The sequence below is a fragment of the Polynucleobacter duraquae genome, assembly GCF_000973625.1.
GTDB lineage: Bacteria > Pseudomonadota > Gammaproteobacteria > Burkholderiales > Burkholderiaceae > Polynucleobacter > Polynucleobacter duraquae.
The window spans coordinates 1232259-1250417 of sequence record NZ_CP007501.1; the positions used below are offsets into that span (position 1 = coordinate 1232259).

The 18159-nt window shown below is 46.4% G+C and carries 21 protein-coding genes; 9 read left to right on the forward strand and 12 right to left on the reverse strand.

Annotated elements, in window-relative coordinates:
* Positions 1-981, forward strand: coding sequence for a DMT family transporter (locus CL55_RS06440; protein WP_046330349.1), 981 nt, complete (start codon positions 1-3; stop codon positions 979-981).
* A gap of 8 nt (positions 982-989) precedes the next feature.
* Here CL55_RS06440 and CL55_RS06445 read toward each other — a convergent pair whose 3' ends face one another.
* The 3 genes from CL55_RS06445 to CL55_RS06455 form a co-directional block, all read right to left on the reverse strand.
* Positions 990-1256 (reverse strand): hypothetical protein, encoded by a 267-nt coding sequence (locus CL55_RS06445; RefSeq protein ID WP_046331221.1) that lies wholly within the window; start codon positions 1254-1256, stop codon positions 990-992.
* Between the two features lie 91 nt (positions 1257-1347).
* Positions 1348-2496 carry an aminotransferase class V-fold PLP-dependent enzyme gene (locus CL55_RS06450; protein ID WP_046330350.1) on the reverse strand — a complete coding sequence of 383 codons (1149 nt, stop codon included), beginning with the start codon at positions 2494-2496 and terminating at the stop codon, positions 1348-1350.
* A gap of 104 nt (positions 2497-2600) precedes the next feature.
* On the reverse strand, positions 2601-3509 hold the full coding sequence (locus tag CL55_RS06455) for a DMT family transporter (protein WP_046330351.1): 909 nt from the start codon (positions 3507-3509) through the stop codon (positions 2601-2603).
* 146 nt (positions 3510-3655) lie between these two features.
* Between CL55_RS06455 and CL55_RS06460 the strand changes: the two genes are divergently transcribed.
* Genes CL55_RS06460 through CL55_RS10700 form a run of 3 tightly spaced genes read left to right on the forward strand, consistent with a single transcriptional unit; the run spans position 3656 to position 5227 of the window.
* A complete protein-coding gene (locus CL55_RS06460) occupies positions 3656-4801 on the forward strand; it encodes an alpha-hydroxy acid oxidase (RefSeq protein ID WP_046330352.1) in 1146 nt (381 codons plus the stop codon).
* 36 nt (positions 4802-4837) lie between these two features.
* Positions 4838-5029, forward strand: a complete 192-nt coding sequence (locus CL55_RS06465) for a hypothetical protein (protein ID WP_046330353.1) — start codon at positions 4838-4840, stop codon at positions 5027-5029.
* A 21-nt stretch (positions 5030-5050) separates the two neighbouring features.
* Positions 5051-5227 (forward strand): hypothetical protein, encoded by a 177-nt coding sequence (locus CL55_RS10700; RefSeq protein WP_170217000.1) that lies wholly within the window; start codon positions 5051-5053, stop codon positions 5225-5227.
* 43 nt (positions 5228-5270) lie between these two features.
* Here the strand turns inward: CL55_RS10700 and CL55_RS06470 are convergent, their stop codons facing one another.
* Together CL55_RS06470 and CL55_RS06475 are read right to left on the reverse strand one after the other, a co-directional pair.
* Positions 5271-6371, reverse strand: coding sequence for an alkene reductase (locus CL55_RS06470; protein ID WP_046330354.1), 1101 nt, complete (start codon positions 6369-6371; stop codon positions 5271-5273).
* Positions 6372-6449: 78 nt separating this feature from the next.
* Positions 6450-7397 (reverse strand): hydrogen peroxide-inducible genes activator, encoded by a 948-nt coding sequence (locus tag CL55_RS06475; RefSeq protein ID WP_046330355.1) that lies wholly within the window; start codon positions 7395-7397, stop codon positions 6450-6452.
* A 172-nt stretch (positions 7398-7569) separates the two neighbouring features.
* Between CL55_RS06475 and CL55_RS06480 the strand changes: the two genes are divergently transcribed.
* A complete protein-coding gene (locus tag CL55_RS06480; protein WP_046330356.1) occupies positions 7570-7737 on the forward strand; it encodes a rubredoxin in 168 nt (55 codons plus the stop codon).
* 46 nt (positions 7738-7783) lie between these two features.
* Entirely contained in the window at positions 7784-8950 is a 1167-nt protein-coding gene (locus CL55_RS06485) for an FAD-dependent oxidoreductase (RefSeq protein ID WP_046330357.1), read from the forward strand.
* Positions 8951-9041: 91 nt separating this feature from the next.
* Here CL55_RS06485 and CL55_RS06490 read toward each other — a convergent pair whose 3' ends face one another.
* From CL55_RS06490 to CL55_RS06520, 7 genes are all read right to left on the reverse strand, one after another.
* Entirely contained in the window at positions 9042-9632 is a 591-nt protein-coding gene (locus CL55_RS06490; protein ID WP_046330358.1) for a urate hydroxylase PuuD, read from the reverse strand.
* Positions 9633-9671: 39 nt separating this feature from the next.
* Entirely contained in the window at positions 9672-10250 is a 579-nt protein-coding gene (gene sodB / locus CL55_RS06495; protein ID WP_046330359.1) for a superoxide dismutase [Fe], read from the reverse strand.
* Positions 10251-10378: 128 nt separating this feature from the next.
* Complete coding sequence (locus tag CL55_RS06500; protein ID WP_046330360.1) at positions 10379-11155, reverse strand: 3-hydroxybutyrate dehydrogenase; 777 nt, start codon at positions 11153-11155, stop codon at positions 10379-10381.
* Positions 11156-11285: 130 nt separating this feature from the next.
* The gene (locus tag CL55_RS06505) at positions 11286-13682 is read right to left on the reverse strand and encodes a xanthine dehydrogenase family protein molybdopterin-binding subunit (RefSeq protein ID WP_046330361.1); all 2397 of its coding nucleotides are present in this window, start codon (positions 13680-13682) and stop codon (positions 11286-11288) included.
* Positions 13683-13702: 20 nt separating this feature from the next.
* Positions 13703-14212: a (2Fe-2S)-binding protein gene (locus CL55_RS06510; protein WP_046330362.1), complete on the reverse strand. Its 510-nt coding sequence runs from the start codon at positions 14210-14212 to the stop codon at positions 13703-13705.
* A gap of 42 nt (positions 14213-14254) precedes the next feature.
* On the reverse strand, positions 14255-15109 hold the full coding sequence (locus CL55_RS06515; protein WP_046330363.1) for an FAD binding domain-containing protein: 855 nt from the start codon (positions 15107-15109) through the stop codon (positions 14255-14257).
* 44 nt (positions 15110-15153) lie between these two features.
* Complete coding sequence (locus tag CL55_RS06520; RefSeq protein WP_046330364.1) at positions 15154-15627, reverse strand: CoxG family protein; 474 nt, start codon at positions 15625-15627, stop codon at positions 15154-15156.
* Between the two features lie 111 nt (positions 15628-15738).
* Between CL55_RS06520 and CL55_RS06525 the strand changes: the two genes are divergently transcribed.
* The 3 genes from CL55_RS06525 to CL55_RS06535 are packed head-to-tail and all read left to right on the forward strand — an operon-like array spanning position 15739 to position 18148.
* On the forward strand, positions 15739-16443 hold the full coding sequence (locus tag CL55_RS06525) for a TetR/AcrR family transcriptional regulator (RefSeq protein WP_205621262.1): 705 nt from the start codon (positions 15739-15741) through the stop codon (positions 16441-16443).
* 1 nt (position 16444) lies between these two features.
* A complete protein-coding gene (locus CL55_RS06530) occupies positions 16445-16903 on the forward strand; it encodes a VOC family protein (protein WP_046330366.1) in 459 nt (152 codons plus the stop codon).
* Positions 16904-16909: 6 nt separating this feature from the next.
* Positions 16910-18148 carry an FAD binding domain-containing protein gene (locus tag CL55_RS06535; protein WP_046330367.1) on the forward strand — a complete coding sequence of 413 codons (1239 nt, stop codon included), beginning with the start codon at positions 16910-16912 and terminating at the stop codon, positions 18146-18148.
* Positions 18149-18159: the final 11 nt, after the last annotated feature.

Below are 18159 nucleotides of genomic sequence, written 5' to 3' on the forward strand. Positions count from 1 at the left end.
ATGCAATCAGTCAGTGAAATTCTTCATCATCGCCGTTACCTCTACGGCCTCTTAATGGCCGGACTCGGCTCCATTCTGTTTTCCGGTAAGGCCATTCTGATTAAACTTGCTTTTGGCTACGGTGCAAATGCTGAGACCCTGATTGCTTTAAGGATGCTGATAGCGCTTCCACTTTTTTGGGGAATTTATTGGTGGCAAGCGCATAGGCAAGTCATGAGTCCACTGACATTGAAAGATCAAATCAAGATATTTTCCCTAGGCTTTATGGGCTACTTTCTTTCCAGCTATCTTGATTTTTTAGGCCTGCAATACATTTCCGTTGGACTAGAACGTATTGTGCTTTACCTTACGCCCACGATCGTGTTATTAATTTCTTATTTTGTACTAAACAAAGCCATTAGTCGCTTACAGTGGTATGCATTAGCAGTGGGCTACCTTGGCGTGATCGTCGTATTTATCCAAGATGCTAGCTCGACAGGATCAATGGCATTGCTCGGCATGCTACTGGTCTTTGCTAGCGCGTGCTCATATGCGATCTATATGATTGGTTCCGGAGAAATGGTCAGACGTGTCGGTAGCGTTCGCTTAGTTGTCTATGCAAGTTCTGCATCAGCATTCATGAGCGTCATTCAAATTTTGATTTATGATCCAGCTGCTGTTTTTGTACAGGCACCGCAAATTTATTGGCTCAGCCTACTCAATGCAAGTCTATGCACAGTCATTCCGATGTTGTTAATTATGATTGCCATTAATCGCATCGGCTCGCCCCTCGTTGCCCAAGCTGGAATACTGGGCCCGGTCTCTACCCTATTTATGGGCTGGATCGTATTGTCTGAACCAATTACTTGGCTTCAAATAGGCGGGATGGGTTTGGTGATGGGGGCGATGTGGTTGCTAGTGCGCAACGATGCGCCGAACAAACAACAGGATCCGAACAATACAAAACCTATAGATCCTGAGGGAGCCAACCCCCTAAGTTAGTTGCTAATTTATTGCTGGGGAGCCGCAGGCTCTTGGGATGATTTTACTTTCTTCTTAGATTTTTTCTTTGCCTTCTTCTCCGCCTTTTTATCTTTCTTCGATTTCTTGGCAGTCTTCTTTGTCACTTTTTCTGGCTGGGTATCAGGCGTCACTGCAGGAGCTGCTACGGGTGCTCCCGCTGGGGCTGGATCCGCTGCCATTACAGTCAATGGTGATAAACCAATAGAGGCAGAAATCATGGTGACTAAGATGAGTTTTGCGAAAGGGGTGTTCATTTGGGGGTCCGATAGGCTCATGGATGACTCAATGATACTCAATTAAAAAGCCGTCCTAAGACGGCCTTTTGTAGAAACAAATTCAAGCTACTTAAGCTGGCTGAGCTTCAGTCTCGGTAATTTTTTCTAGTGCTGTTGCAAGATGATCTACTGTGCGGTCAACATGAGCCAACTTCTCTAGGCCAAATAAACCGAGGCGGAATGTACGGAAGTCTAGACGTTCATCACACTGCAAGGGTACGCCAGCTGCTGTTTGCATGCCAAGAGCAATAAACTTTTTACCTGACTGAATATCCGGATCCTTGGTGTAGCTCACTACTACACCAGGAGACTGAAAGCCTTTGGCTGCAACCGAGTTATAGCCATTGGATACCAATAAGGCGCGAACCTTATCACCCAACTCTAGTTGCTTCGCTTTGAGTGCAGCAAAACCTAAAGACTGAGTTTCTTTCATCACGTTGCGCAAGATTTTGAGGGCATCAGTTGGCATAGTAGTGTGATACACGTGACCACCCTTTTCATAGGCTTCCATAATTTGAAGCCACTTCTTCAGATCCATTGAGAAGCTAGTACTTTGAGTTGATTCAATGCGCTCGCGTGCTCTATCACTCATAGCCACCATTGCACAGCAAGGTGAACTACTCCAACCTTTTTGAGGGGCAGTGATTAACAAGTCGATATTGCAAGCCTTCATATCTACCCAAGTTGCGCCTGATGCGATGCAATCGAGTACAAATAAACCATTAACAGAACGGACTGCTTCACCCACTGCCTTGAGATAGTCATCCGGCAAAATAATGCCTGCAGAAGTTTCTACGTGAGGAGCGAAAACAACTGCTGGCTTTTCCTTTTTAATAAAAGCCACTACTTCTTCGATCGGCGCAGGGGCAAATACACCTTGCGTAGCATCTTCCAATTGCCTACCTTTAATAACGGTAATGTCTTTGGTGATATTGGCTAAATCAAAAATCTGAGTCCAGCGATAGCTAAACCAACCGTTGCGCAAAATAAGACATTTTTCGTTATTGGCAAATTGACGAGCAACGGCTTCCATACCAAAAGTGCCGCTACCCGGAACGATCACTGCAGAACTTGCGTTGTAAGCATCTTTCAGGACGCTAGAAATATCCACGATGACTTTTTTGAATTCTTCAGACATGTGATTGAGCGAGCGGTCGGTGTAAACAACCGAGAACTCTAAGAGACCGTCTGGATCAACATTCGGGAGCAAGCCTGGCATAGTAATTTCCTAGTAAATCGTGTGATTAGCCCTAAATGATACTGATTTAGTGCTATTTGGGTACTTGGCCTTTGAAAACGGCCTTTTTGAGTCAATCAAGGGGGTTAGGTGCTTTTCTGCCTTGCGGATGAAACCAGTATTCCGACCACAATTAGGACGAAAGCTAAGCCATGGAAAAGCTGAGGTGGGTCCCCTAGGATGGCAGCAGACAGGAGCGCTGTAAATAAGGGTATGAGGTTGGCAAAAAATGCTGCCACCGTCGGTCCAGCACCATTCACCCCCAAACCCCAGCAGCGATAAGCAATTAAGGAGGGACCAATGGCCACAAATAAGATCAAAGCCCCAGTCCAGTAATTGAGATCAATAAAGGCATGCCCCGTAGCAATTTCCGCACCCTCAAACAACATCGTCCATAAGAATCCAATTAAGACCTGCGCCATCAAAAACTCAGCCCAGGGCCACTGTCGCTCAGTACTTTTTCCCGGGCGGCTAATCATCCAGCTATAAAAGGCCCAGAGAATCGTGGCTAACATAATGAGTAAATCCCCCATTACGACTTCCATACTCAAGAGACTGGCAGGCTCACCCCGCGTGAGGACAACGGTAACGCCCACTAAGGAGACAACTGCACCCAAGAGCTGTAGCAGCTTCGGTCTCACTTGATAAAAGGCGGCGCCAATCAGTAGCATCCAGATTGGCATGCTCGCACCAATGAGGGTGACATTAATAGCCGTCGAGGTTTGCAAGGCGAGATACAAGAGCACGTTATAGCTACCCACCCCCAATAATCCCAAAACAAGGAAGCGACTCTTGTTTTGCCACAGGGCGCTACTTGGCTTTAGGATCCGCCAGCCAAGAGGCAGTAGCAGTAGAGCCGCCAGACCCCAGCGGACAGCACTGAGCGTGATCGGCGAAATGCTTCCTACTAGGACCCGTCCAGCAATTGCATTACCCGCCCAGAGGAGGGTCGCAAGCGATAAATAAAAGACAGTTGAGAGGGGTATTTGAGGCATTCGGGGGGTTTAGGTGAATGAGAGGCTGTTTAGAGCCTCAAGAAGGGCTTTGCCTAGGCATTGTAGAAACAAATGCTCGGTATTGCTAAGATAGAGCTTAAATTAGCGTCAGACATCTGGCATTAGCAACACACCGAGGGGTTTTAGTGACAATCATCACCAACATTGAAGATTTACGAGTTCTGCATCAGAAGCGCACCCCCAAGATGTTTTATGACTATGCAGACTCCGGGTCATGGACTGAATCCACCTACCGCGCGAATGAGTCAGATTTTCAGAAAATCAAACTGCGTCAACGCGTTGCCGTCAATATGGTTAACCGCACCACCAAAACAACCATGGTCGGACAAGAGGTTGCTATGCCAGTCGCATTAGCGCCTACCGGACTCACTGGCATGCAGCATGCTGATGGTGAAATTCTGGCGGCCCGCGCTGCAGAAAAATTTGGCGTCCCCTTCTGCCTTTCTACGATGAGTATTTGCTCGATTGAAGATGTGGCAGAACGTACTACTAAACCATTTTGGTTTCAGCTTTATGTCATGAAAGACCGCGGCTTTATTGAGCGCCTGATTGAGCGTGCCAAAGCAGCCAAATGCTCTGCCCTCGTTCTCACTTTAGATTTACAGATTCTGGGACAACGCCATAAGGATTTAAAAAATGGTTTGTCTGCACCACCAAAGTTGACGATCGCCAACATCATTAACATGATGACTAAGCCCCGCTGGTGTATGGGCATGGCAATGACCCCCCGCAGAACCTTTCGCAATATTGTTGGTCACGCCACTGGTGTTGGCAATATGTCCTCCCTCTCCTCTTGGACTGCCGAGCAGTTTGACCCAGGTCTGAGCTGGGATGATGTGGAGTGGATTAAGGAACTTTGGGGTGGCAAGTTAATTATTAAAGGTATCTTGGATGAAGAGGATGCCCGCTTTGCTGCTAATTCCGGTGCAGATGCCCTCATCGTTTCCAATCATGGCGGCCGTCAATTAGATGGTGCGATCTCCAGCATCAAAGCATTGCCCGGAATTGTCGATGCCGTTGGTAAAGATATTGAGGTCTGGATGGATGGCGGCATTCGTTCCGGACAAGATGTATTGAAAGCTTGGGCATTGGGAGCACGTGGCACATTAATTGGTCGCCCCTTCCTCTACGGTCTGGGTGCTATGGGCGAGGCCGGCGTCACAAAATGCTTGGAGCTTATCCATAATGAATTGGATATCACCATGGCATTTACAGGTCACCGTGATATCCAAAATGTGACTAAAGATATTTTGTATCCAGGAACTTTTTAATATTCCACACTTAGCCAACTCCAGAGGCATTAATAAATGAAGCGTATTGTTGATGTATATAAAGATAGGGGTCGAGAGCTTGTGTGGACTTATGTCATTCACCTTGGCAATCTTGAATTTCACCCAGCTCAAATTGATTTTGAGCAAGAAGCGCTTCGACTTTCTCAACTTGATAAGCGTGGTACACCAAACGAGTTGAGTGCCAAAGCTAGACTTACCGTTCGATAATTTTTACCTTAGTTCCGAAATATGAAACCTTTAAGCAAAAAAGCTAAGATGGCAGTTGGATGGACAATCTTGATGACCGTCACTGGTACGGCCATGCTTCATCAATGGGAATTTTTTGCAATGGGATGTGCGTCCATTGCAATGCTGCTCGTTGCGAATCACTATGGCCTACTGAAAGATCCTGAAGATAAAAAATAAGGTCGCTATCTTTCGGCAGCGACCTTAATCTATTTTCAGCGGATTAGAGTGTTGGGTAATCTGTGTATCCGACTTCTGCCCCACCGTAAAAAGTTGCGCGGTTATAAGCATTCAGCGTTGCGCCCTGAGCAAAGCGCTCAGCCAAATCCGGATTAGAGATATACAAACGTCCATAGGCCACTGCATCTGCCAAGCCAGCCTCTAAAACAGCTTCACCCATAGCCTGATCATATCCGCCGGCACTAATAAATTGACCCTGATAGGCTGCACGGAACATCTCTGAGGTAATAGGCGCTTCTACGTTAACTTGATCATTGCCACCCGCGCTTGTGGAACGCGGTTCAATCATGTGAACATAAGACAAGTGATAGCCATTAAGTTTCTGCATCACTGCAGTAAACAAGGCAACTGGATCGCTGTCAGCCATATCATTAAAGCTACCGTATGGTGATAAGCGCACACCGATACGATCACTGGGGTACACCTTGGAAACAGATTCAATCACTTCGCCCAATAAGCGCATGCGATTTTCAATTGAACCACCATAACCATCGGTGCGTTGATTGGTTTTATCTTGCAAAAACTGATCGAGTAAATAGCCATTCGCAGAATGAATTTCTACACCGTCAAAACCTGCCGCCTTAGCATTAACAGCAGCTAGCTCAAAGTCTTTCAGAAGACGGGCAATGTCTTCGGCGGTCATCGCCTTAGGCGTTTCGTAATCGTGCAACTTCCAATCAGCACCATAAGTTTGGCCAGCAGGCGCAATGGCAGATGGAGCTTCAGGGATACCCTGCTCGGGATGTAAAGAAGAATGGGAAATACGTCCAACATGCCACAACTGCGCAATCATCTTGCCACCTCTGGCATGTACCGCACTCACAATCTCTTTCCAGGCAGCTGTTTGCTCTGCAGAATAGATCCCAGGCGTTGCTGGATAGCCTTTACCAATAGCAGAAATTTGCGTTGCTTCGCTGATGATGAGGCCCGCACTTGCCCTTTGCTCATAGTAAGTTTTTGCGAGAGGATGTGGCACATCCCCATCAATGGCACGCATTCTGGTAAGCGGCGCCATCACAAGGTGATTCTTTAATTCAATCGCGCCAAGTTTGACGGGGGTAAACATGATTTCTTTTCCGGACATGAACTACTTTCTTTAAGGGTGAATACTTTAATGAATGCGCAACTGTAGCAGGGATATTCAAGTCCCGCCGACGCCATACTAGACTCTTTGAAAACTCTTTCGACTACCCCGACTAATTCTTGGGCTAGATTTAAATCTTGACTCAATACTGTGGGCAAGCGCTTGGAACTCATCATGATGGGCGGTTGATAAGCGGGCAACCAGTGCAATGACTCTTTTAGGAGCGGGCGGTGCTAGAGGCCGGGCAACCAATGTCGTACCATTTAAAATCCCGCCTTTTACCGCCATCTCAGGAAGGAGTGCAATGCCCATGCCAGACTCCACCATTTGCAATAGCGTAAGTAAGCTAGTAGCTTCCATACCCTCAGCATTGCGAATATCAGAATGCTTACAAGCTTGCATAGTGTGGTCACGCAGGCAATGACCCTCCTCTAGCAAAAGCAGCCTCTCTGCCATTTTGGTGGGCAAATGAATTTCCTTACCTTTTAATGCGGGATCATTCGCACCTGCAACCAACCAAAATTCATCTATAAAAAGCTCTTTCACCAAAAGGCCGGCTGTGTCATAGGGCAAAGCAATTAACGCAAAGTCGAGTTGATGATCCGCTAAGCGCACCAATAGATTGGCGGTTAAATCTTCACGCAGAGCAATTTTTAGCTTAGGGTAATGCTCCCGAATATCAGGCAACACATTTGGTAATAAAAATGGTGCAATGGTCGGGATCACCCCCAGTCGAATTGTCCCTACCATTGGCTCGCCTGAGGCGCTTGCATACTCCACCAGATCTTGAGATGAGGCCAAGATGGTCTTAGCCCTATCCAAAATCTCTACACCGATTGGAGTGATGGCTACATTTTGCCTATCCCGCTCCACTAAGCGAACCCCCAAAACATCTTCAAGTTCTTTTAAACCGGCACTGAGAGTAGATTGGCCAACAAAGCAGACCTCTGCAGCTCTAGTGAAATTCAGCTCTTGAGCAACTGCTACAAAATAGCGAAGCTGTCTTAATGAAGGTAGAGCAGCCATGATCTGTACTTATCCATATAATCTATTTATTTGATAAATAATATCATTCCTATTTACCTAATAAATCATTGTTTACTTGTTTGCTAAAAACAAAACAAGTAGTCCGTTGTCTAGCAATTGAATTTGAAATTCAATTTAAACTATCCCTAATCTCTTACAGCAAGGAACCCCGATGAAATCTTGGCAATGTATCGTATGTGGCTTCATCTATGACGAAGCGAAAGGCTTGCCTGAAGATGGCATTCCTGCCGGCACTGCTTGGGCTGACGTCCCTGAAGATTGGGAATGTCCAGATTGTGGCGTATCAAAATCTGACTTTGAAATGGTGCAAGTTTCTTAACTCAAGCCACACGTAGCACCTTTAAACGCAATATTAGGGAGTCCAGTTGGATCATCAGAATCAATCATCCCCATCGGGGATTGTCATTATTGGTAGTGGCCTAGCTGGCTACACCGTCATTCGTGAGCTTCGCAAAATCGATAAGGAAATTCCAATTACCTTAATAACAAGGGAGCCAGGCTACTTTTACTCTAAGCCAATGCTCTCTACAGCATTAGGAAGCAGCAAATCTGCAGAGCAATTAGTCTCCACTAATGCTGAGGGCATGGCAACACAGCTTGACATTACGATTTTGGGCGATGCTGATGTCACTGCAATTGATACTGACGCACAAACAGTTGCTACCTCTAAAGGCAACATTTCCTACGGGAAGTTAGTGCTAGGATTGGGGGCTGATCAAATTCGCCTACCTATAAAAGGTAATGCGGCTAATGAAGTGATCACCGTCAATGACTTGGAAGACTACGCGCAGTTTCGTAAGACGATTGAGGGTAAAAAACGTATCGCTATTTTAGGTGCGGGCCTCATTGGATGCGAGTTTGCGAATGATTTAGTTTTAGGCTCATATGTAGTAGATGTCATTGACTTAGCGCCACAGGCTTTGGGTAGACTACTTCCCGAGACTGCAGCTCGAGCACTTCAGACTAAGCTTAGCGAAGTAGGTGTACGTTGGCATTTCGGCACTACCGTGCAATCGATTGATCGAAGTGGTGACACTCTCTCAATTACGCTTGCTAACGGATCAGCAATTAATAGCGATGCATTTCTATCGGCTGTCGGTTTAAGGCCACGCCTAGATTTAGCTCAAGCAGCCGGAATTGCAACAGATGAAGGCATTACAGTAAATCGCCAACTAGAGACTAGCGCTCATAATGTTTATGCCATTGGCGACTGCGCCGAAGTCGAGGGCTTAGTCCTTCCTTACGTGATGCCGATCATGCAGGCTGCACGGGCTTTAGCCCCTAACCTCCTTGGACAAGCCACCGCCCTCAGCTATCCCGCTATGCCGGTGATGGTGAAGACCCCCGCCCTACCAACCATTGTTTCGCCACCGGCTAAGGGTGCAATCGGTGACTGGAAAATCAATGCGGTAGAAGGTGGTCTTGAGGCGCGCTTTGAATCTAGTGACGGCAAGCTTCTGGGCTTTGCTCTAATGGGTACAGCTACTGCACAACGTGGTGCATTGACAAAAGAGTTGCCATCAATCTTGTAATCACGATGGCTGACTAACATTTTCAACGCTCTGCACTAAAGTAAAAGGCCCGCTCAGCGGGCCTTTTACATGATCTAAGGCATCTAGCTTATCAAGCAATCGCAAACCAAGTTGTATTGTGTGACTGAGCACTCATCAAAAATAGCATTGGGATAGAAAGCATCGTATTGAAGCGAGAGGTCAACATCGCAGTGCGTGCAGACTTCGCTTTGACATCAGGCTCAACCGCAACAATGCCTAATGCACGTTTTTGATTTGGCCAAATAATGAACCAAACATTAAACGCCATGATCAAGGCGATCCACATACCTAAACCGATGGCACGGAAAGGTGCCTGCAAAGTGAATGCTTGATGCGCATATCCATTTAATATGGATAAGATTAAACCGCTTAGTACAGTCAATAAGGCGGCCCATCGAAACCAAAAGAGCGCTGTTGGAGCGATGACTTTTCCAATTGCCGGCTTTTGCTCATCCGGAATCTTTGCCATTGATGGAATCTGCACAAAATTGAAATACCAAAGTAAACCTACCCACATTACGCCAACCATCACGTGAATCCAGCGGAATAAAAATGGCAACTCAATCGAACCGAGGTTTGCACCCAAGGCAAGGACAATCAATGCGAGGAGTACAAAGCCAGCTAAAACAGTGCGGCCTAATGAGGTAAAGATAGATGACATCAGAGATTCCTAAACAAAGGTAAAAATATCAGGCAGGATTTAAGCAAAATTCTTGCTTGCAAAATCCCAGTTCACTACATTCCAGAAATTTTCAACGTACTTTGGACGAGCGTTACGAGTGTCGATATAGTAAGCGTGCTCCCAAACATCGCAAGTCATCAAAGGCTTGGCATCGGTAGTCAATGGTGTCGCTGCGTTACTGGTTGATACCAAATCCAGAGTACCATCAGCCTTCTTAACCAACCAAGCCCAGCCAGATCCAAATGTACCAACTGCACACTTTGTAAATTCTTCTTTGAATTTATCGAATGAGCCCCACTTGGCATTAATGGCATCGGCCAAAGGGCCTGTTGGTGCGCCACCGCCATTTGGCTTCATGCTGTTCCAGTAAAAAGTGTGATTCCAGACCTGAGCTGCGTTATTGAAAACACCACCGGCAGACTTTTTAATAATCTCTTCAAGGGAAGCATTTTCGAACTCTGTACCTTTAACCAAATTATTTAAATTGGTGACATACGTTTGATGATGCTTGCCATAGTGAAACTCAAGCGTTTCTTTTGAGATAAATGGTGAAAGCGCATCTAATGCGTAAGGTAATTGAGGTAAGGTATGTTCCATTATTTTTTTCCTTGAAAATGTGTTAATCGGTAGCTATCGCAGCCATATTCGTCCTAACTATAGACGATTATGGCAATTTTGTTTGGGCGGGGAAAAATGGGGGATGCGACGCGATGCTCCCCATTAAATTACTGTGCTGTCCAGCCACCATCCATATTCCAGGCTGCTCCACGAACTTCAGAAGCATCTGGGCTGCAAAGGAAAATGGCCAATGCCGCTAATTGCTCTGGAGCCACAAATTCACCGGAGGGCTGCTTCTCAGACACCAAGGCTTTTTTGGCTTCTTCATTCGAAATCCCTTCACGCTCTGCCCGAGCATCCACTTGCTTTTGAACTAAGGGAGTCAAAACCCAACCAGGGCAAATCGCATTACAAGTAATCCCCGTTTTGGCATTCTCTAGAGCGGTCACTTTGGTTAGGCCAACAATGCCATGCTTGGCAGCGACATAAGCTGATTTTTGAACAGAGCCAACCAAGCCATGAACAGAGGCGATATTAATAATGCGACCCCAGTTGCGCTTCTTCATTCCAGGCAAGGCATGATGAGAGGTATAAAAAGCTGAGCTTAAGTTGATGGCAATAATCGACTCCCAATTATCTACTGGAAAGTCCTCGATATTCGCTGTGTGCTGAATACCTGCATTGTTAACTAATATATCTAGTGAACCAAAGCGTTTTTCAGTCTGCTTGATCAGATCCTCAATCTCAGCAGGCTTGCTCATATCGGCACCGTGATATTCCACTTCAACACCACAAGCTTTGATAGCAGCAATAGCGGCCTCTTTTTCACCAAAGCCGTTCACCATAATATTGGCACCCTGCTTTGCTAAACCAATAGCCATTGCCAAACCAATGCCACTAGTCGAGCCGGTGACAAGAGCTGTTTTACCTTTTAAATGGGACATATTTTTATTCGCTATATCAAATTAATCGTGAATCCCCAGACTGAGGATTCACGTATGGTCAAATCTTGATGTTACAGGATGCGTAAACTCCTTTGATACGCGGAATGCACTAATTTAGAAGTACGCTAAATTAGACTTTTCCGAGCGCCTTGAGAATCTTTTCGCACGTGATAGGCTGGTCAAACACTGCAGCATTTAAAGGTACCAGAGCATCATTAATCGCATTCTGAACCGCCCCAGGGGCACCGGCAGTTCCAGCTTCACCAGCACCTTTTGCGCCTAACTTAGATGACTGAGTTGGAGTCTCAACGTGGGCTACTTCAATATCCGGCATTTCATTAGCCATTGGCACTAAGTAATCAGCCATACTGCCATTTCGCAGCAGGCCACTTTCGTCATAGATACACTCTTCGAAAAGGACGCCGCCGATACCCTGGACAATTGCGCCACGCACTTGCTCGTCCACTAACATGGGGTTCAAGACACGGCCGCAATCCTCAACTGCCCAATGTTTTAGAAGTTTTACAAATCCGGTATCCGGATCGACTTCAACATAAGAAGCTTGAACGCCATTAGTAAAAATAAATGGATAATCTTTTTGAGTGTAATGACGTGTCACCATCAGATCAGCCGAGAATCCAACTGGCAAAGTATCTGTACGGAAATAGCCTATACGCCCAATCTCACTAAACGGTAAGAGCTGCTCACCGCTAGCCTTATCTAAAACATGACCACGGCGAACGGATAGCTCTTCAGGTGATCTACTCAAGATTGCACCAGCAAGCTTTAAGATATTTTCTTGAAGCGCTTGGCAAGCCAACAAGACTGCCTCACCACCTACTCCAGCGCCACGTGAAGCCCAGGTACCGCCACCGTAAGGAGTCACATCTGTGTCACCAGTAATGATGCGCACATCTTTAATCGACAGGCCGACCGCATCAGCAGCAATTTGCGCATAAATACCTTCAGTACCCTGACCCTGCTCACCGACACCGATCAATATCGATACAACGCCGCTTGGATCTAGACGCGCAGAGGCGCCATCCTGAGATGCTATGCGCGCACCACCCACCCCATAGAATGCCGGACTTGGGTTAGTTAGCTCAATTAATGTAGCAAAACCAATCCCGCGATAGATGCCTTTTTTACGCAACTCCGCCTGCTCTTTACGCAAAGCAGAATAGTCCATCATCTTTTCGATGGTTCGCAAGCACTGCTCGTGCGACAACACTTCCAACTTGATTCCGGAAATTCCCGAGCAAGGGTATGCATCATCAGGAATCACATTACGCTTACGGAATTCCAAAGGATCCATATTTAACTTTTGAGCCGCCAAATCAACCAAGCCCTCAGTCACAGCACAGGCAATTGGGTGGCCTACGCCGCGATATTGGCAGGTAGGCGTTTTATTCTGAAAAACCACATTGAGTTTGGCGCGATAGTTCTGATGCTTATATGGTCCGCCAACCAGGTTCACCACTTGATTACCTTCGATTGCACTTGTTCTTGGGAACATAGAGTAAGGGCCGATCGCCGTGAGATCGTCGATCTCAAAAGCCAAGAGATCACCTTCTTTATTAGCTGCAATACGTCCTTTAATCCGATGCTCACGCGCATGAATATCACTCGTAAACGATTCGAGTCGATCTGCAACAAACTTGACTGGGCGCTCCAACATCATCGCTAAGCCCACCGTTGCAAAATCATCAGGATACGCATGCACCTTGATACCAAAGGATCCGCCTACGTCTTTACAAATGACATGGACATCAGACTCAGAGAGACCAAACTGACGGCAATATAAATCTTGCATCATGTGTGGGGCTTGTTGTGAGTGATACACCGTGAGACGACGATCACCGGGATTGTAATCAGCAATTTGGCAGCGAGGCTCTAAGGTAACGCCAGTATGTCGACCAAATCCAAAGGTAGCTTCGGCCACAATATCCGCTGTTGCAAATACCTCATCCACCTGACCAACATCCAAGGTGCGGGTAAAGCAAAGGTTGTCCCCAAGCTCAGGATGAATGACCGGGGTATCTGCATCCAATGCCGTTTCCATTGAAACTACTGCAGGCAACTCTTCCCACTCAACATCAATAAACTGCAGAGCATCTTCTGCCTGAGCGCGTGTCTCAGCAACAACAGCAACTACAGGCTCGCCTTGCCAGCAAGCCCTATCAATTGCTAATGCATATTGAGGAGCGGATTTCATACCCGCAAGGTGGCCTAAGGTGGCAACCCATGGCTTACAAAGTTCGGCCATTTTCACGCCGTCGACAATTGCTAGAACACCCGGCATCTTACCGGCTTGTTCAGTATGAATTTTTCCAATTTTCATATGCGCTACTGGCGAACGCCAATACACAACATGGCCCATTCTTGGTAACTGAATATCATCTACATAAGTACCCTGACCCTCGATGAGTCGACGTGCCCCATGTCGAGGTTCACTACTACCGATATAGCGCTGGTCATTGGTTACCGGATCAAGCACCAATCCTTTTAGATCTACTGGCTTATTCATAATTAGTTTTCCCAGTCTTCTTAAGCGAGAGCAACAACGGGTTTAATTTTTTCACCTTTGGCACGAGCTTCAAGCACGGCCATGATGGCGTCTACTATGGAATGGTAGCCAGTACAACGGCAGTAATTTCCAGAGATCCATTCACGCACTTCTTCACGAGTCGATTTAGGTTGTTTTTCTACTAACTCAGCTGCAGCAAGCAACATTCCAGAAGAGCAGAAACCACATTGCATTGCGTTATGGCGCATAAAGGCTTCCTGTAAATCTGCTAATGCACCGCTCTTAGTTAATCCTTCGATTGTTTCCACTACACAACCATTGGCTTGAACGGCCAGATATAAACAACCACGAATAATTTTCCCATCCACCTTTACTGTACAGGCGCCACAAGCCCCTTGCTCACAGCCGAGGTGCGGGCCTTTGAGATGGAGATCTTCTCGCAAAAAATCGACTAAGTGACGACGCGGCTCAATCTCAGCATTGACTGTCAAACCATTGACGGTCATCGTAATTTTTTTCTTTAAGCTCATTAGAATCTCCGAACTAGATTTATCTTTTTGTGTATTGATTGCTCAAGCAATTAAGTGCTTTAAGCCACGCTCTAATAAAACACCAATCAGATGTTGCTTAGTTTGTGCACTGTTAGTGATATCGGCAATCGACTCAATCTCTTCCCTTACAGCAGCGACTGCATTGGCAATTAATTCATCATTAAGAGGCTTACCATCTACCAGGGCTTGAGCCTTTTTCGCCATGATTGGCGTGGCACAAACAGAGAAGAATGTAAAAGTGCAATCACTCAAAACATTGCCTGCCTTATTCGCAACTAAGGCTACGCCCGCAATTGCATAGTCTCCGTGACGGCGAGCTAGCTCATGGAAATAAAAAACTTGATTACTGGTCGCAATCGGCATTTCTGTTGCTATCAGAATTTCATTGGGCTCTAAGGAAGTAGTGTAAAGATCAATGAAAAAGTCTTGCGCTGAAATGCGACGCTCTCCATCAGGACCACCGATCAACATGGTTGCATTAAGCGCCAAACTACAGGCAGGCCATTCAGCCGCAGGATCACCATAGGCCAAAGAGCCGCCCCAGGTTCCTAAATTGCGGATCGCTCTGTGCGCGATGTGAGGAGCTGCAGCCTTGAGAAGTGGTGCATGCTGCGCAATCAGTTTGGATTCCTCAATCTCAGTATGGGTTACTAATGCACCAATACGCAATTGATCTCCGATAACTGAAATACCTTTTAATTCCTCTAAATTCGTGATGTCAATCAGCATGCTAGGTTCAGAAAGACGCAGGTTTAAGGTAGCTAAGAGCGTCTGTCCACCCGCAATCAATTGCGCATCTTCACCCGCTTCGGCCAACATTGCCAAGGCCTCGCTAAGAGCCTTCGGTTTTGCATAATCAAATGCTGCTGCTTTCATTGTGTCTCCTTCGCTACTTTTATATTGACATCGCCTCGCATTACTTATTCTTGCGGGTCCGACTCTAGTGGCACTACTTCACCACCCAACTCTTTCGCAAAGCGCTGGAAAAAATCATCCGCAATCTTTTTAGCAGAGGCGCTAATGAGTCGCCCACCGATTTGCCCAAGCTTGCCGCCAATAGAGGCCTCAGTCGTGTAGGAAACCAGAGTCCCACCCTCGGCAGGCTTCAATTCAACACGTGAACGACCCTTTGCAAATCCCGCAGCGCCACCCGAACCCTCAAAAGCCATAGAGCAGGACTGATCTGGAATGACATCACTTAAAAATAGCTTTCCCGAAAATCTAGCTCTGACGGGTCCAATTTTGAACATAACTTTGGCATGAATCTCCTCTGGAGAGACTCGACTGATTTCCTCGCAACCTGGAATAGACTTTGCTAGCACATCAATATCATTCAAGCCCTTCCATACATCTGGGATTGGGGCTGCAATGAGCTGCTCGCCATTTAATTCCATTACATCTCCTCGGGGTTTGTACGAATAGAGTCTTATCTACCAATTGCTCAACAATGTACCATTATTTAACTTTTGGTCAATAAGGCCAAATTCGGATAAACCCTGATGACAATGAGTTTCGATCGAGACAGCAGCACGAGAAGTAGCATCGCTTCGGAAAGCGCCCCATCTACTGCGCCTGCGCGTCGCAGAATGAGCACTGCGGATCGTAAGCGTCAGATTTTGGATCGTGCCATCCAGTATTTTGCAAAGTATGGAATTGATGGCCAACTCAGAAACTTAACAAAGGGATTGGGTATTACCCATACCCTGCTCTATCACTACTTCCCTACTAAGGATGCTTTAATCAAAGCAGTCTATGAAGATGTCTTTGAGTCACGCTGGAAGCCAGAGTGGGAGCAACTGCTCGATGATAAGAATCTTTCTCCCGAGGAAAAATTTAATGCCTTCTATATAGACTACTCAAACACAGTACTAACGTACGATTTTGTACGTATTTTGATTTTCTCAGGCCTAAGCGATCATTCAATTAGCGACCGATTCTTTGAGTTATTGCGCGATCGCCTATTACCGCGCCTTATCCGGGAAACCCGTAAACACTGTGGTCGTAGCTCGCGCAGCAAGCCTTCGCAGCGAGAATTGGAATTTTTAATGGGCTTGCATGGCGGCATCTTTTATATTGGCATGCGACGTTGGATTTACGGACAAGCCATTTATGACTCTGGCAACCCGCATACCGAACAAGAAATTATTCAAGATCGCATTAGCTCCTACCTCACTTCAGCAAAAACTTTATTCAATACCGGTAAAAAATAAAATGACGAACTTAAGCTTAAATCACTTCTCCATTCGTAGCCTAGAGATTGAACAAACCACCAAGTTTTACTGCGAGGTCTTTGGATTCACAGTTGGGCCTCGTCCCGATTTTCCTTTCCCAGGTGTCTGGCTTTACAACGGTGATCCAAACGATTGGGCTAACGCAGTTGTGCATCTGATTGCGATTGATAAGAACAATCCTAATGGCTTGAAACAATATCTCGGGGAACGAGACCCTAGTTCACTCTATGGCTCTGGCGCAGTTGATCATATCGCTTTCTTTGCCAAGGGCTTGGAAGCGAAACTTGCACTGCTGGAGAAGTTAGGCGTGCCTTGCAGACAACGTACCGTGCCTGCAATTAAATTACACCAAGTGTTCATGGATGATCCTAATGGTATTGTGGTTGAACTGAACTACCCTGCTGCAGAAAAGGCGGCATTAGATGCCAAGGCTGCGTAGGTAAAGATGGCCAAAATACTTGTCATCGGCGGATCTCTTGGAGGCTTATTTGCAGCCAATATTTTGCTGCGCCAAGGTCATGATGTCACCCTACTAGAAAAAGCAATTGGATCTCTAGATGGTAGAGGTGCCGGAATCGTAACCCATGACGCACTTGCAGATGCGTTGAGTGAAGCAGGTATTCAGGTGGATGACAGTTTAGGGGTTGCTGTATCAAAACGGGTTACTTTGGGTATTGATGGTGAGAATCTAGGTGAAATGCCGCTCCCGCAAATCCTGACTTCATGGAGCCGCTTATATCACCTACTAAAAGAGAATTTTCCAAGCGAGCGTTACTTGCAGGGCAAGAATGTCAAAGTGGTGACGCAGGATCCTAATAGTGTTCAAGTAGGCTGCGAAGACGGTAGCACTTATCATGCAGAACTTCTGATTGCGTCAGACGGGATACGCTCTACAGTCAGATCCCAAGTGGCGCCAGATATTCAGCCTGAATACGCAGGATATATTGCATGGCGCGGTGTATGTGATGAAAGTAATTTATCTAATTACACCCTTGATACCCTATTTAATTATTTTGGCTTCTGCTTGCCTAATGGCGAACAGATGCTGGGCTATCCAGTTGCAGGGCCCGGAAATGACACTAGACCCGGCAAACGTCGCTATAACTTTGTTTGGTATCGCCCTGCATCAGAAGATGACGAACTAGTCAAACTCCTGACTGATGCAGATGGTCGCTATTATCCGACTGGTATCCCACCACTCAAAGTGTCATGGAAGCATATCGCCGAAATGCGTACCGTTGCGCGCAATATTCTGGCACCGCAATATGCAGAAATTTTAGAAAAAACACCCTCACCTTTTTTACAAACTATTTATGACGTTCGCTCCGAGCAAATCGTCTTCGGGAGAATTGCCTTAATGGGTGATGCTGCTTTTGTTGGTCGACCTCATGTTGGCATGGGGGTAACCAAAGCAGGTGATGAGGCTATGGTAATTGCACGTCACATCGCGGCCTTAGGCGCAACTCCTGCAGCACTCGAAGCATATAGCAGGGAGCGCCTTAATTTTGGGCAACAAGTTGTTGCAAGAGCGCAATACTTAGGGCGCTATATGCAAGCACAAGGTAGCAAAGGCAACAGAGATAGCAACAGTCTTCGTAGAAATGCAGATACCGTCATGGCAGAAACGGCCATCGACATTAGTACTTTGTTGGTAGCTGGAAAGGCAGTCCCGGAGTCATATTAATTAACACCCGC

Coding starts and splice junctions, on each gene's coding strand:
- CL55_RS06440 (WP_046330349.1), top strand. CDS start 1: ATGCAATCAGTCAGTGAAATTCTTCATCATCGCCGTTACCTCTACGGC.
- CL55_RS06445 (WP_046331221.1), bottom strand. CDS start 1,256: ATGAACACCCCTTTCGCAAAACTCATCTTAGTCACCATGATTTCTGCC.
- CL55_RS06450 (WP_046330350.1), bottom strand. CDS start 2,496: ATGCCAGGCTTGCTCCCGAATGTTGATCCAGACGGTCTCTTAGAGTTC.
- CL55_RS06455 (WP_046330351.1), bottom strand. CDS start 3,509: ATGCCTCAAATACCCCTCTCAACTGTCTTTTATTTATCGCTTGCGACC.
- CL55_RS06465 (WP_046330353.1), top strand. CDS start 4,838: ATGAAGCGTATTGTTGATGTATATAAAGATAGGGGTCGAGAGCTTGTG.
- CL55_RS10700 (WP_170217000.1), top strand. CDS start 5,051: ATGAAACCTTTAAGCAAAAAAGCTAAGATGGCAGTTGGATGGACAATC.
- CL55_RS06470 (WP_046330354.1), bottom strand. CDS start 6,371: ATGTCCGGAAAAGAAATCATGTTTACCCCCGTCAAACTTGGCGCGATT.
- CL55_RS06475 (WP_046330355.1), bottom strand. CDS start 7,397: ATGGCTGCTCTACCTTCATTAAGACAGCTTCGCTATTTTGTAGCAGTT.
- CL55_RS06480 (WP_046330356.1), top strand. CDS start 7,570: ATGAAATCTTGGCAATGTATCGTATGTGGCTTCATCTATGACGAAGCG.
- CL55_RS06490 (WP_046330358.1), bottom strand. CDS start 9,632: ATGTCATCTATCTTTACCTCATTAGGCCGCACTGTTTTAGCTGGCTTT.
- sodB (WP_046330359.1), bottom strand. CDS start 10,250: ATGGAACATACCTTACCTCAATTACCTTACGCATTAGATGCGCTTTCA.
- CL55_RS06500 (WP_046330360.1), bottom strand. CDS start 11,155: ATGTCCCATTTAAAAGGTAAAACAGCTCTTGTCACCGGCTCGACTAGT.
- CL55_RS06505 (WP_046330361.1), bottom strand. CDS start 13,682: ATGAATAAGCCAGTAGATCTAAAAGGATTGGTGCTTGATCCGGTAACC.
- CL55_RS06510 (WP_046330362.1), bottom strand. CDS start 14,212: ATGAGCTTAAAGAAAAAAATTACGATGACCGTCAATGGTTTGACAGTC.
- CL55_RS06515 (WP_046330363.1), bottom strand. CDS start 15,109: ATGAAAGCAGCAGCATTTGATTATGCAAAACCGAAGGCTCTTAGCGAG.
- CL55_RS06520 (WP_046330364.1), bottom strand. CDS start 15,627: ATGGAATTAAATGGCGAGCAGCTCATTGCAGCCCCAATCCCAGATGTA.
- CL55_RS06525 (WP_205621262.1), top strand. CDS start 15,739: ATGAGTTTCGATCGAGACAGCAGCACGAGAAGTAGCATCGCTTCGGAA.
- CL55_RS06530 (WP_046330366.1), top strand. CDS start 16,445: ATGACGAACTTAAGCTTAAATCACTTCTCCATTCGTAGCCTAGAGATT.
- CL55_RS06535 (WP_046330367.1), top strand. CDS start 16,910: ATGGCCAAAATACTTGTCATCGGCGGATCTCTTGGAGGCTTATTTGCA.